Here is a 14,220-nt window from a genome sequence, read left to right on the forward strand (position 1 = left end):
GGAAAGGGAATTGAATGAGTGAAGTTTAAAATTGGTATGCGTACATTTAAAACGGGGATCAGTGTGTTTCTTTGTATCCTTGTCAGTATTTTATTGAAACGTGAAACGTATGTCGTTGCGGCGATCACTACTGTATTCAGTCTGAGAGAGGACATGGAGAATACGTTAAAATACGGCAAGCATCGAATTACCGGAAACGTGATGGGGGCGATCATGTCAGTTGTTGTGATTGCGGTGTTCAGTGTATTTGGACGAACCGAGATCGTTCAGCTGATCTTTATTCCAACGATCATTATGGTGATGATCGCACTGCTTGCTTCGATCAGCTGTCATGAAGGAACGGTCGGAGCTTGTGCGACGCTTTTGACGATCGTGTTTATGATTCCTTCTGATCAGTCGTATGGCTATGCATTTGCCCGTGTCATAGATAGCTTTATTGGGATGGGAATCGCATTAGCAGTGAATTATTTTATTCCGTTAAAACTAAACAGAAAAAAGGCAGTGATTCCTGAAGACAATGAAGTCGCTGCAGAATAAAAGAAAAGGTTGGGATCTAATACCCAGCCTTTTCTTTTTCGTTATTCTTTGATTAAATGTGTTTCTTTTTGTTTAATATGTGCTTCCAATTCGTGCTTGTCGATCAAGGAAGAAACCACACCATCACGTGAGATACAAAAGCCGGCAGCATAAGTGGCAATACGAACGGCCTCTCTTAACGAGTAGCCATAAAGCAAGTAAGAGGAAAGTGCACTGATAAAGGCGTCACTGGCTCCTGTACTGTCGATTGCGGGAAAATCAACGGCAGCAATATATTCGTCCCATTCTGGGGTTTTAACATAACAGCCTTTTTCTCCCAATGTTACGATAATTGTATCCACGCCGCACGTCAATAAATAATTTGTCTTTTCTTCCAAGGTAGCATATTCAGGACATAGTTCATTCAGCTCATCTTCATTCGGAATCAAAATATCGATTTCCGATAGCACATCTTTAGGGATATTCCCATAAGCAGAAGGTTTTAGAATCGTTTTTGCACCATACATATGGGCCATCGAGCAGGCCTTGGCTACAGTGTCGAGAGGAATCTCTGTCTGGATCAGACAGTAACCAGTGTTTTCAAATAATTCCTTTTTCTCTTCGATATCTTCTGGTGTAAAAATGCCGTTGGCACCAGGAAGGATCGAGATAGTTGAGAGCCCGCTCGTTTCAACAAAGATATAGGCTTTTCCTGTATTGGTATGATTGCTTCGTTTGATGCCTAAGGTTTCAACCCCATATTGGTTTAACGTATTGTAGACATAATCAGAATCTAGATCTGAGCCGATTTTGCCGATCAATGAAACCCGATGGCCCAGCTTTGCCGCACCGATCGATTGGTTGACCCCTTTTCCACCAGGATAGATCGACGAACCTGTGATCGAGACCGTTTTCCCACTATCCGGCAGTTTTGGCACAGTCAAATATGTATCGATATTGATACTTCCGATCACTACGATTTTAGGAATATTCAAATTGAAGGGCAAGCTGACTGTCGTACGATTATCCAACGAAAAATCTTGAAAATAAGTTGGTGATTCCAATGTTTTTTTTTCGATGGTATTGATCAGTTGACGGCAGAGATAGCTGCCAAAATCAGCAGTGCGAATCGTATAGGTTGAAATTTCCGACAGTTCGGTTAAAGAGAGTGGTTCTGTCCGCTCGCTTTTGAGGGAAATCAAAGAAAGATCCTCGGGAATTTTGTAGCTTAAAGCATGGAGAAGCTGATAAAATTCCAATGCCTTATGATAATGAGAGGAAATCACTCCGGTGATCTGTCTGTTATTTAATTTATGGTTTAAGTTCTCATTGAAATCGAAGAAGATCAACTCTGGGTCAAGCTTCATATGATTATCGAATAAACATTTTTTATAGCCAGCTAAGAAGGCTTCGGTACGTCTGCCGGGTGTCAGTAAACAGGCGATTTTTTGATGTTTTTGATCGATCAACTCTTGTGTGATATGATAGGCTGCTTTTTCGTAAGGAAACAAAATCGATGTTTCTCCACCATTTTCTCCAGTACTTAGGACAGGAATCGCTAATTCTTCAAAATGGGTGAGATGGCTTAAACTTTCCTCATCGATCGGCTCCCAGATGACACCGTCGACGTTTTGTTTGCAGAGAGAGGTGATGTTCTTTAATTCTTGTTCCTTGTCATCGTAATTATTAAAAATCAATGGGCTGTAACCATTTTTTTGAGCGGTCTGGATGATCCCATCTAACGTCGCATCCAATGAGGTGGAAGAACGGAGTAAAACGCCTAATAACCATGACTTTGCTGGTGTACCTGCAGAAGAAGCATAAGGTGCATAATTATACTCTTTGACGATTTTCAGCACGCGTTCTCTTGTTTCATGGCTGATACTTTGGTCTTTTTGGTTGACGATTTTTGATACAGTAGAAACCGAAACACCAGCTAATTTGGCGATATCTTTTATATTCATAATGATTATTTCCCTCATTTCGTTTAGTGATCAAAAGGTGGTTCATCTATAGTAAATAAAAAAATGCTAATTCTTTCTATCAAAATGAAGCGTCTAATTATGCTTACATCATAGATAAATAATTCCTGTAAGTCAACTGTAATTATTCTATGGATGAGGAGAAAAATCTTTTGGATCAAAATCCAAAAAAGCGTTGACAAAAGAAACAAACGATGGTAATTTTTATTTAGAGAAAACGTTTTCCGAAAAAATTTTCCTTGATCGAGGAAAACAAATTTTGAACGAAACGGAGGTCATGTCATGAAGCAGAGCAGTTTTCTAAATAGAATCAAGGCGCAGTTCACGACGAAATCGTTAGTTCTCATTCCCATAGCTGTAGGCATCAACCTGATTGGCGGAACGTTATGTTCAGCATTAAAGCTGCCTTTATTTTTAGATATGATCGGAACGATCATCATTGCTTGTCTCTCTGGACCTTGGGTTGCTGCTTTATGTGGTTTTTTGACAAATGTGTTTTTAACTTTAGTGGCAAATCCAGTGTATTTTCCTTATTCTGTCGTGAGTGTTTTATGTGGTCTTGTCACAGGCTTTATGGTCAAAGCAGGGTTGTTTCGAAATGTTTGGGGAGCAATGTTGACTTGGCTTGTATGCGCCTTCACAAATACGGTATCTGCTTCGATGATCACGATTTTTGTCTACGGCGGTGCAACGGGTGTTAATGGCAGTTCACTTTTTACAGCTGCATTGATTGCAACGACTAAGAAAATCATTCTATCGGTTTTATCGACATCTATGATCGAAAATTTGGTCGATAAAGGAATCGTTTTTCTGATCGCCTATCTTCTAGTACAAAAGATTCCAAAACGTTTCTTGAGTCAGTATGCACTTGGAATGAATGAAGATGAATTAGACGAAGACTGGTTGTGAAAAGGGACAGATCGAAAATAGTTTGCGTAGTTTAGGAGGGAGAACATGAAGCTGTCAAATGCCTTTGTAGAAAAAGATACAATGATCGAAAAGATAAATCCGTTGACGAAGATCCTTGCTGTCTTTTGTTTTGGATTAGGTACGCTGTTATTTCCCAAATTATGGTTAGGGTTTGGACTTATTATCTGTTTATTTTTCATTGCTTATTTAGGGAAATTACTGAAACCGTTTACTCGTCTGATGCTGGGCTTCGGGTTGCCGATCAATTTGATGTTGCTGTTTATTCAAGGTTTTTATGGCGTAAATAATAAAACGGTCATTGCTGATTTTGGCTTTGCTGAGCTAGGTTTAGAAGGTGTGCTGTATGCGCTAAAAATAGTGACGACATTATTAGTATTTCTAGGGTCATTTTATTTGATGAATCAAACCACTGAGACAGGAAAATTGGTTGCAGCGATGACGAATAGTGGCTTACCGCCCAAAGCAGGCTATTTAGTTTTAGCAACATTGAATGTCGTACCGCAAATGCAGCGGAGAATGAATGTGATCCAAGAAGCGCAAGAAGCGAGAGGCGTCGAGATCAAAGGACGTTTAGTCGCAAGGATCAAGGCTTACCTGCCGCTTTTAGGTCCTGTGATCATGTCTTCGCTGACAGATGCACAAGAAAGAGGAATGACGCTGGAAACAAGAGGATTTGGCATTAAAGGAGTCAAGCAAACAAGCTATGTCCAAGTAAAAACAACAAAAGTAGACAAGATCATCAATGTCTTGTTGGTACTCTTTTTAATTTTTGTGATTCTAGCAGCTATCTGGATGAAGTAAACATGATAGGAGGGGAAAAGGATGTCTGAACCCGTTGTAACAGTCAATAATTTTTCGTATAGATATAATCAAACGAAAACAAGAGCTCTGAAAAATTTGACGTTTCAGGTAGAAGCGGGCAGCTTCTTTTGTATCGTTGGCGGAAATGGCTCAGGGAAGTCAACGTTATGTAATGCACTAGTCGGCTTGATTCCTCACTATTTTGTAGGGAAAAAAGCGGGAGAAATCATCATCGATGGGCTTAAAACAGAAGCTGCGACGATCGCTGAGTTGTCTACACGAATTGGTTTAGTCTTTCAAAATCCATTCAATCAATTATCCTATACAGCGGGTACTGTTGCAGAAGAGTTAGCGTATGGCTTGGGCAATCGTGGTGTACCGAGAACAGAGATGCTCAAAAAAGTGGAGACTGTATCCAAGCTGATGCATATCGACCATATTCTTTCAAAAAATCCGCTGGAGCTATCGGGAGGCCAAGTACAGCGGGTCGCTTTTGGATCGACATTCATTTTAGAACCAAAAATCTTAGTCTTAGACGAATGTACAACACAGCTGGATCCCATGGGAAGTGACGAGATTTTTGCCATCGTGAAGCGCTTGAATCAAAATGGGATCACCGTGATCATGGTGGATCATGACATGGAACGGGTAGCAAAAAATGCGGATCAGATCATGGTTCTTTCAGAAGGTGAGATCCAAATGATTGGGAATCCAAAGGAAGTTTTTGAATTTCTGGAACAAACAGATCTTGGAATCGAAGTCCCTGATTATGTGAAAATTTCAAGAATACTTCAACAAAAGGGCTATACAAAAGCAGAGATCACATGGACGGAAGAAGAAACGATTCGTCTAGTAAAGGAGGCGCTGAAGTATGAAGATCCAGTTGAAAAACCTTCATTTTAGCTATCCTTCAAGTGAAGAAGTATTAAAAGGAATCGATTTAACGATCGAAGGTACAAAACCTGTCGCGATCATCGGACAAAATGGTGCTGGTAAAACAACGATCGTCAAGCATTTGAATGGTATCTTGTCACCGACCTCTGGCGACATATGGATCGATGGAGAAGCGATCCAAACAAAAGGTACCGCGCAATGGTCGAAAACGGTTGGTTATGTGTTCCAAAATCCTGATGATCAATTATTTTTAGAAACAGTCAAAAAGGAATTGTTGTTTGGTCCGCAACAGATTGGTATGTCCAAAAAAGACATCGACCAACGCCTGGAATGGGTAGCGGAGGTAACTGGCTTAAAGGATAAATTGGAAGTTCATCCATTTGATTTAAATGCGACTGAAAAAAAGTTTTGTACGATTGCTTCTATTATGATGATGAATCCGAAGGTTTTAATCTTCGATGAGCCGACCTGCGGACAAGATGTTTATGGAAATCGACGCTTGAAAAAAATCATTCAGGAACTGAAACATCGTGGAGTGCTATGTATCACAATAACGCATGATATGAAGTTTGTGGCAGACAATTTTGAACGAATCATCGTGATGAAAGAAGGTAGGGTACTTTTAGACGGATCAGTGAGTGAGGTGTTTTCACAGCCTGAACGATTAAAAGAAAGCTTTGTTACACCGCCTCCGATCACGCGTGTGGGACAAGGAGTTGGGTTTTCAGAACCAGTATTTACGACAGAAGCGTTCATGACGGTTTTTGAAAGAGAAAGGGGTGAGTAAAATGTTTGATACTGTTGGGGAACTAGTAAAAAGAAAACGTGAAAGAGACGGATGAGATAAACGCTCGGTAAAAATGGTTGGTTGTTGAATAAAGTCAAGATTGAAAGGTGTGGAAAAAATGTCAGCTAACAATGAGACAGAAAAAGTAATTGGCGTTCCCGTTCCTAGAGAAGGAACTCCTGAATTTGAAAAAATGAATCGGATGGCAAAACGTGCGATTCCGCTGATTTTAATTATTTTTATTTTTGGTATTCTTGAGCAACAGGCATTTGGTATGATTTTTGTTAATATTGGCGAACAGTTAGGAACACCCAATTTAGCGCCGTTGATCACATCGATACCTGGGATCGTTTTGGGCATCGTTTGTGTTATCTATGGTTCTTTGGGAGACTTTGTTTCACTTAAAAAAATGACGATGTTGGGTGTCGTGCTATTGATTATCGGTTCGGCGATCGGATTTATATTGGGACCGATCAATATTTGGGCGGTCGTAATTGCCCGTGTGCTTCAATCAGCAGGCGGACAAGTAGCAGGTTCTGTTTTCTTAGTATTGGTATCAAAATATATCGCAAAAGAAAATCGTGTGATCTACTATGGTATTTTCGTTGCTGTTTTTAGATTTTCAGCAGCGCTAGGTGTTGTAGCAGCAGGTTATGTAACGAAGATCGATTGGCGTTGGTTATTCGCTGTTCCGTTGATTTCTTTCTTATTTATTCCATCGTTAGCGAAAAACTTACCGGACGATCATGCAGAAGGTGCAACGATCGACTGGGCTGGATTTGCTTTGATCGGTGCATTTGCTGGAGCAGTTACGATGTTCTTTACGGATATGAACATATTTTGGGCAGCAGCCTGTGTGATTACATTGATTGCTTTTATCGTTTATATCAATAAAGCAAAATCACCATTTATCACGCCTGAATTCTTTAAGAATCCAGCTTTTATCGCAACAATGACGGTTATCTTTGTAGGTTATTTCTTTAGCTACACATTAAATGCAGGGGTAAATGCAATTGGTTTGAATATTTATGGTATCGATTCTGCAGAAGTTTCTACTTTATTGGTTTGGTCGATTTTATTAGCGGCAGTTCTTGGGTTTGTTTGCGGTCCAGTTATTAAACGGATCGGACGTTCAGCTGGGATCATCATGGCGTTAAGCTTTATGGGTCTAGGCTTGATAGCAATTGCTTTTGCGATTCCTATGGGCAAAGTTTGGGCGTTAGCCGTGGCTCCTTGTATTTACTATTTTGGTACATCCTTCTTTTACTCACCGATCGTTGATACAGCAACGCTTACTGTATCACCGGAAGAGTCTGGTCGTGTTCTTGGTGTCAATGACCTAGTCCAAGCGATCACAGGATCTGTTGGTGTGGCTGTATTCGGCGGAATGATGTCTTCAGGTGCGATGTCTGGCGGAAGTATCGTCGGTGTAGATAGCGGCGCTGCTTCAACCTATGCCAATGTCTTTTTAGTCGGTGGCGTGATCATTTTGGCCGCTTTGGTGATCTTCTTAGTAACGAAAAAGACGATCTATAGTCGTTCAAGAGCAGAATAAAAACAGCTAGAAATAGATGATTTTAGGAGGAAGAAAAATGGCAAAACAAAAAATAATTTTAGATTGCGATCCTGGACATGATGACGCGTTAGCTTTATTGATGGCTTTATCTTCTGACAAGGTAGAGCTGATCGGAATCACGACTTCAGCGGGCAACCAATTGCCGGAAAAAACCTTTGATAACACACGAAAACTTTTAGCTTTAGCAAACAGAGAGGACATCCCAGTAGCAATGGGTGCATTGAAACCTCTTCGAAGAGAATTGATCATTGCTGATGATGTCCATGGAGAAAGTGGACTGGATGGTGCAGAATTACCAGAACCAACAGCTGTGGCAGAAAAGATCAGCGGAAATGACTTACTAGCGAAGCTATTAAGAGAAAGTGATGAAAAAGTCACGATCATAGCTACTGGTCCACTGACAAATATCGCGATCTTTTTATTATCACATCCAGAACTAAAAGAGAAGATCGAGTTGATCTCCTTTATGGGCGGTGCTTGTTTTGGCGGTAATATCACCCCACATGCAGAGTTTAATATTTATGTCGATCCTGAAGCAGCAGATATTGTCGTGAAATCTGGGGTACCAACTGCGATGTTTGGCTTAGATGTGACATTGAAAGCACAGCTTTTTGAAGAAGACATTCAAGAAATCAGAGCGATCGGTAATCCAGTCGCTCGTACGATGGCTGATTTATTAGACTTTTTCAATTTGACAACAACAGTCCCATTTTTGGCTGAGGAAGGTCATATCGAAGGGATTCATATGCATGATCCGTGTGCGATGGCTTATGTCATCGATCCAAGTTTATTCAAGGTTTTACCGATGCATGTGGAGGTCGAAACAAGTGAGACGCTTGCTTTAGGCAGTACAGTGGTTGATTATGATGATCTTTTTGAAAGAGAGAAAAATGTGCTTGTTGGATTTGATATCGATTTACCAAAATTCAAAGCATTAGTAATAGATACGATGGCGTACTTTTCTAAGTAGTCATCAAGATAGTGAGACGTAGCAGAGGAGGTCAGGCAATGAACGAAGTCACAGTAATTGGCAGTATCAACGCGGATACCACATTAAAAATGAACTATTTACCCAAACATGGCGAAACGATCCATGCGAATGAATTATTCACTTCAGGTGGAGGCAAAGGAGCGAATCAAGCCATTGCGGCGAAACGAAGCGGTGCAAAAACAAATTTTATTGGAGCAGTCGGTACGGATGATACGGGCAAACGAATGCTGGATTTATTAAATAAAGAAATGATCGATATCTCAGGAATCAAATCCCTTGATGATCAAACGACGGGCAGCGCGTATGTATTGTTAGATAGTTTTGGAGAAAACAGTATCATTATCCACTCCGGCGCAAATAATCAAATCACACCCGAACAAGTGGAAGAAAATAGAAACAAAATCGAAGCAAGTGAGTTTATCATCGCCCAATTTGAAAGTCCGATCGACAGTACGATTCGAGCCTTTGAATTAGCCAGAGCCGCTGGAGCTAAAACAATTTTAAATCCAGCACCAGCGATCGAACAGATTCCTACAGAATTATTAGAAAATATCGATATGATCATACCAAATGAATCAGAAGTTGAGATTTTGACAGGCATAAAAATCACTTCGGAACAAAGCATGATCCACGCAGCATCCTCTTTACATGGATTAGGAATAGAGACGGTTGTGATCACACTTGGCAGTGCTGGAGCGTTTTATGACCGGGCAGGCGAGCGGGGAATCATTCCAGCATATCCTGTCAAAGCAGTCGATACAACTGCGGCTGGAGATACATTTATCGGAGCGATGGCAGCGATCTTAAAAACGGATTTCAGTAATTTAGAGGAAGCCATCCGCTACGGTGCAAAAGCTGCTTCACTCACTGTCCAACGATATGGCGCACAACCTGCGATTCCTTATCGTAGTGAGTTAGATGAATTGATCGTAAGGGAAATAGAAGAATAAGTTGGAATAAGGCAGACACTGATTAGACACAATTATCTATCTAAAGAACAGAACGAGAGTCAAAATTACTCTTGTTCTGTTCTCTTTTTTTTAAACGACCGGCTATAAAAAAATGAAATTTTTTAACAAAATTAGTTGCTATTTTTTGAAAAATTCGTATACTAAAGAAGGTAAAATTAAACTCCTAGTTTAGTATTAGAAAACTTTTGGATAAATCCAACTGAGGTGAGTAGATGGAAATCGGTGAAAAGCTGCGCAATTTGCGCGTACAAAAAAATTTGACCCAAGAAGAACTTGGTGAGCGGACGGACTTGACGAAGGGCTATATTTCGCAGTTAGAACGAGATTTGAGCTCCCCTTCTATGGAAACCTTTTTTAATATTTTAGAAGTATTGGGCGTCACGCCTGAACAATTTTTTAGTGAGCAAACGCTGGAACAAAAGATCGTTTATAAAGATGAAGACAGTACGCTCTACTATGACGAGGAAAATGGCTATGAACTAAAATGGCTGATTCCCGAATCAAACGAAAAAGAGATGGAGCCTGTGCTTTTGACCTTTGATAAAAATGGGGAATATAAAACGTTTGAACCCTCATTATCTGAAACCTTTATCTATGTGATCGAAGGTGCAGTATCGTTGATTCTAGGCGAAGCAAAACACGCTGCGAAAAAAGGGGAGGCCATGTATTATCAGGCCACTGAACCGCATCAGTTGATCAATCATGCAAAGGGAAAAAGTCGTATCTTAATAGTGGCGACAGAATCTTATTTATAAACAAGGAGGCATTGGCGCGTGAAAAAAAATATTATTTCATTTGAAAATGTAGTGAAAGAGTATGATGATGAAAAAGTACTGAAACAAGTTAGCTTTGAGATCGAACAGGGGAAATTTTATACGCTCCTAGGACCTTCCGGCTGTGGAAAAACGACGATCTTACGGATTTTAGCTGGTTTCGTAGATGCGACAGAAGGAGATATTTATTTTGACGGGCAGAGAATCAATGACATCCCTGCTAATAAGCGTCAGGTCAACACTGTCTTTCAAGATTATGCGCTGTTTCCTCATATGAATGTATTTGATAATGTAGCTTTCGGTTTGAAAATCAAAAAATTATCGAAATCAGAAATAGAAAAGAAGGTTAAAGATGCCTTGCGTATGGTACAGCTTCCGGGATATGAAACAAGAGAAATCAGCGAAATGTCTGGTGGACAGCGCCAACGTGTAGCGATTGCCCGAGCGATCGTCAATGAGCCGAAGGTTTTATTATTGGATGAGCCATTATCTGCGCTAGATTTGAAGCTGCGGACGGATATGCAGTATGAGCTTCGGGACTTACAGCAGCGGTTAGGGATCACCTTCATTTTTGTTACCCATGATCAAGAAGAAGCTCTAGCGATGAGTGATGTGATTTTCGTAATGAACAAAGGTCATATCGTGCAAAGCGGCACGCCAGTGGATATTTATGATGAGCCGATCAATCATTTTGTTGCAGATTTTGTAGGTGAAAGCAATATCGTCAATGGTACGATGATCGAAGATAATCTTGTTGAGTTTGTTGGCAAACGCTTTGAATGTGTCGATGGCGGGATGCGTAAAAATGAACCAGTAGAAATCGTGTTGCGTCCAGAAGATTTGACGATCACAAGCGCGGACAAAGGAAAATTAGTCGTAATGGTTGATACGCAGCTTTTTCGTGGTGTTCATTATGAAATCATTTGCCATGACGAAGACCATAATGAGTGGATGGTTCATTCGACAAGAAAAGCAGTGGAGGGCGCAAAAGTGGGGTTGTTTTTTGAGCCTGAAGATATTCATGTCATGCGTTTCAATGAATCGGAAGAAGATTTCGATGCTCGTTTAGAAAGCTACGAAGAATAGGGGGAAGAATAATGAAAACAATGCGTCGGATCTATTCGATTCCTTATGCGATGTGGCTGCTTTTGTTTGTGATCACGCCTGTTTTGATGATCATTTATCAATCTTTTTTTGATATGAATGGACAGTTCACATTGGAAAATTACCGAACGTATTTTACATCAGGCACGTATTTAAGCATGACGTTGAATTCAGTTTGGTATGCGTTTTTGATCACCTTATTTACGTTGTTGATCAGCTATCCGACCGCCTATTTTTTGACGAAGTTAAAACATAAACAATTATGGTTGATGCTGGTTATTTTGCCGACATGGGTCAATCTTTTGCTGAAGGCTTATGCATTTATTGGCATTTTTAGTATTCATGGAAGTATTAATCAGTTTCTAGGCTTTGTGGGTGTGGGTCCGTATCAAATTTTGTTTACTGATTTTAGTTTTTTATTTGTTGCAACGTATATCGAAATTCCATTTATGATCTTACCGATCTTCAATGCACTTGAGGAAATGAATCCTTCATTGATCAGCGCTAGCCGTGATTTAGGTGCGAGCAGTGTTCAAACTTTTCAACGGGTGATTTTTCCCTTATCTTTGAATGGAGTTAAAAGTGGGGTGCAGGCAGTATTTATTCCATCACTTTCTTTATTCATGTTGACTCGTTTGATTGGCGGCAATCGTGTGATCACATTAGGAACGGCGATCGAAGAGCATTTTATGGTGACGCAAAATTGGGGCATGGGTTCAACGATCGGTGTGATCTTGATCGTTGCGATGTTTTTTGTGATGCTTTTGACAGGTGAGAAGAAGAAAAAAGGGCGGGTGAAAGAATGACAAAGAAAAAATTCAAATGGTCTTATCTGTATTTGATCGTTGTTTTTGCTTTATTATATGCACCGATCTTTTATTTGATTTTTTACTCGTTCAATGACACAGATACGATGAATCAGTTTACTGGATTCACTTTGGATAATTATAAAGCGGTCTTCGAGGATACTCGTTTACTGATCATCGTACTGAATACCTTTTTACTGGCGTTTTTATCTGCTTTACTAGCAACGATCATCGGCACATTCGGTGCGATGGGAATTTATTATACACGACGACGCAAAACGAGAACGACATTGATGAGCTTCAATAATATCTTGTTAGTTTCTCCAGACGTAATCATTGGTGCTAGTTTTTTGATTTTCTTTACAGCAGTCGGATTTATTAGTTTGGGTTTTGCCAGCGTATTATTGTCACATATTGCCTTTAGTATTCCAATCGTTGTACTGATGGTTTTACCGAAACTGCAGGAAATGAACGACTCGATGGTGGATGCTGCAAGAGACCTAGGAGCAAATAATATCCAAGTGATCAAAAATATTATATTACCATTTTTGTCACCAGGGATCATTGCCGGCTATTTTATGGCTTTTACGTATTCATTGGATGATTTTGCAGTGACATTTTTTGTCACTGGAAATGGGTTTTCAACGTTGTCTGTTGAAATCTATTCCCGTGCCAGACAAGGGATCAGCCTAGAAATCAATGCGTTGAGTGCCCTTGTTTTTATTTTCTCTATGATTCTTGTGATCGGCTATTACTTTATTAGTCAGGATAATCTGCCAAAAAGAATGCGTAAAATGCGTCGGGAGCAAAGTGAGGTGGCTAAGCTCAAATGAGAAAACTACAATCCTTGTTTATTGGGATATTAGCAATCATTTTGATTTTGTTTTTTGGCGTACGTCAACTTGAAAAATCAAGCGGCATGGCTGGAGCAGATACCCTAACAATCTACAATTGGGGCGATTATATTGACCCTGATCTTATACGCGCATTTGAAAAAGAGTCAGGCTATAAGGTCAACTATGAAACCTTCGATTCAAATGAAGCGATGTTCACAAAAATTCAACAAGGTGGAACGGCTTATGACATTACGATTCCTTCTGAATATATGATTCAAAAAATGATGAAGGAAAAAATGCTGTTGCCGATCGACCATACGAAGCTTAAAGGGCTAAACAATATCGATACGCGTTTTTTAGATCAAGAGTTTGATCCGCAGAATAAATACTCGATCCCCTATTTCTGGGGAACATTGGGGATCATTTACAATGACAAGTTTATTGATGGTAACAAAGTCAAGCATTGGGATGATTTGTGGCGGCCGGAATTAAAAGATAATGTGATGCTGATCGATGGCGCCAGAGAAGTTATCGGTCTGTCACTCAATAGTCTTGGCTATTCTTTAAATAGCAAGAATAATCAGGAGTTACGCGAAGCGACAGATAAATTGAATAAGCTGACAACGAATGTCAAAGCGATCGTTGCAGATGAAATCAAGATGTACATGATCAATGAAGAAAGTGCGGCAGCAGTGACATTCTCTGGTGAAGCAGCAGAAATGCTGGATAACAATGAACATCTGCATTATGTGATTCCTTCAGAAGGCTCGAACTTATGGTTTGATAATATCGTGATTCCTAAAACGGCTAAAAATGTCAAAGGTTCATACGAATTCATCAACTTCATGCTAAGACCAGAAAATGCAGCACAAAATGCAGAGTATATCGGTTATTCTACCCCAAATAAAGAAGCGAAGAAGCTTTTACCTAAAGAGATTTCTGGTGACGAACAGTTTTATCCAAGTGATGAAGTGATTAAACACTTGGAAGTCTATGAGGATTTGGGTGCGGAATATCTTGGGATTTATAATGATCTATTTTTGGAATTTAAGATGTATCGGAAGTAGGGTGAAAACTCAGTAAGATTGATTTTAAGTCAACAAAATTCGAAGTAAAAAACATCTTTTTTATTTTCGGTTTTCTACTAAAAGCGGCAATTTTGTCGCTTTTTTTGTGTGTGATAAAAAATGCTAATAGTTTAAAAGAAATCATTTGATGAGATGATTTAATATTATCTGAGATGTCAGAATCAA

Annotated in this window: 14 protein-coding genes; 13 read left to right on the plus strand and 1 reads right to left on the minus strand. The window is 39.8% G+C overall.

Annotated features, from left to right (window positions below):
• Positions 1–18 precede the first annotated feature (18 nt).
• The gene (locus CC204_RS00860; protein ID WP_088268378.1) at positions 19–537 is read left to right on the plus strand and encodes an FUSC family protein; all 519 of its coding nucleotides are present in this window, start codon (positions 19–21) and stop codon (positions 535–537) included.
• A 41-nt stretch (positions 538–578) separates the two neighbouring features.
• Here the strand turns inward: CC204_RS00860 and CC204_RS00865 are convergent, their stop codons facing one another.
• Entirely contained in the window at positions 579–2,480 is a 1,902-nt protein-coding gene (locus tag CC204_RS00865; RefSeq protein WP_088268379.1) for a PfkB family carbohydrate kinase, read from the minus strand.
• A 300-nt stretch (positions 2,481–2,780) separates the two neighbouring features.
• Between CC204_RS00865 and CC204_RS00870 the strand changes: the two genes are divergently transcribed.
• From CC204_RS00870 to CC204_RS00925, 12 genes are all read left to right on the plus strand, one after another.
• Entirely contained in the window at positions 2,781–3,407 is a 627-nt protein-coding gene (locus tag CC204_RS00870) for an ECF transporter S component (protein WP_088268380.1), read from the plus strand.
• A 45-nt stretch (positions 3,408–3,452) separates the two neighbouring features.
• On the plus strand, positions 3,453–4,229 hold the full coding sequence (locus tag CC204_RS00875; RefSeq protein WP_088268381.1) for an energy-coupling factor transporter transmembrane component T: 777 nt from the start codon (positions 3,453–3,455) through the stop codon (positions 4,227–4,229).
• Between the two features lie 21 nt (positions 4,230–4,250).
• Positions 4,251–5,132, plus strand: coding sequence for an energy-coupling factor ABC transporter ATP-binding protein (locus CC204_RS00880; RefSeq protein ID WP_088268382.1), 882 nt, complete (start codon positions 4,251–4,253; stop codon positions 5,130–5,132).
• On the plus strand, positions 5,101–5,910 hold the full coding sequence (locus CC204_RS00885; RefSeq protein WP_088268383.1) for an energy-coupling factor ABC transporter ATP-binding protein: 810 nt from the start codon (positions 5,101–5,103) through the stop codon (positions 5,908–5,910). The genes CC204_RS00880 and CC204_RS00885 overlap by 32 nt, the downstream gene beginning before the upstream one ends.
• Positions 5,911–6,028: 118 nt before the next feature.
• Complete coding sequence (locus CC204_RS00890; protein ID WP_088268384.1) at positions 6,029–7,465, plus strand: MFS transporter; 1,437 nt, start codon at positions 6,029–6,031, stop codon at positions 7,463–7,465.
• A gap of 37 nt (positions 7,466–7,502) precedes the next feature.
• Complete coding sequence (locus CC204_RS00895) at positions 7,503–8,456, plus strand: nucleoside hydrolase (protein WP_088268385.1); 954 nt, start codon at positions 7,503–7,505, stop codon at positions 8,454–8,456.
• A gap of 38 nt (positions 8,457–8,494) precedes the next feature.
• Complete coding sequence (gene rbsK, locus CC204_RS00900) at positions 8,495–9,427, plus strand: ribokinase (RefSeq protein WP_088268386.1); 933 nt, start codon at positions 8,495–8,497, stop codon at positions 9,425–9,427.
• Between the two features lie 233 nt (positions 9,428–9,660).
• Positions 9,661–10,203, plus strand: coding sequence for a helix-turn-helix domain-containing protein (locus CC204_RS00905; RefSeq protein ID WP_088268387.1), 543 nt, complete (start codon positions 9,661–9,663; stop codon positions 10,201–10,203).
• Positions 10,204–10,221: 18 nt separating this feature from the next.
• Positions 10,222–11,307: an ABC transporter ATP-binding protein gene (locus tag CC204_RS00910; RefSeq protein WP_088268388.1), complete on the plus strand. Its 1,086-nt coding sequence runs from the start codon at positions 10,222–10,224 to the stop codon at positions 11,305–11,307.
• 11 nt (positions 11,308–11,318) lie between these two features.
• Positions 11,319–12,131 (plus strand): ABC transporter permease, encoded by an 813-nt coding sequence (locus tag CC204_RS00915; protein ID WP_088268389.1) that lies wholly within the window; start codon positions 11,319–11,321, stop codon positions 12,129–12,131.
• Complete coding sequence (locus CC204_RS00920) at positions 12,128–12,964, plus strand: ABC transporter permease (protein WP_088268390.1); 837 nt, start codon at positions 12,128–12,130, stop codon at positions 12,962–12,964. The genes CC204_RS00915 and CC204_RS00920 overlap by 4 nt, the downstream gene beginning before the upstream one ends.
• A complete protein-coding gene (locus CC204_RS00925; RefSeq protein WP_088268391.1) occupies positions 12,961–14,034 on the plus strand; it encodes an ABC transporter substrate-binding protein in 1,074 nt (357 codons plus the stop codon). The genes CC204_RS00920 and CC204_RS00925 overlap by 4 nt, the downstream gene beginning before the upstream one ends.
• The last annotated feature ends 186 nt before the right edge of the window (positions 14,035–14,220 follow it).

Origin of the sequence: Enterococcus wangshanyuanii, from assembly GCF_002197645.1 — a bacterium.
GTDB classification, from domain to species: domain Bacteria; phylum Bacillota; class Bacilli; order Lactobacillales; family Enterococcaceae; genus Enterococcus_L; species Enterococcus_L wangshanyuanii.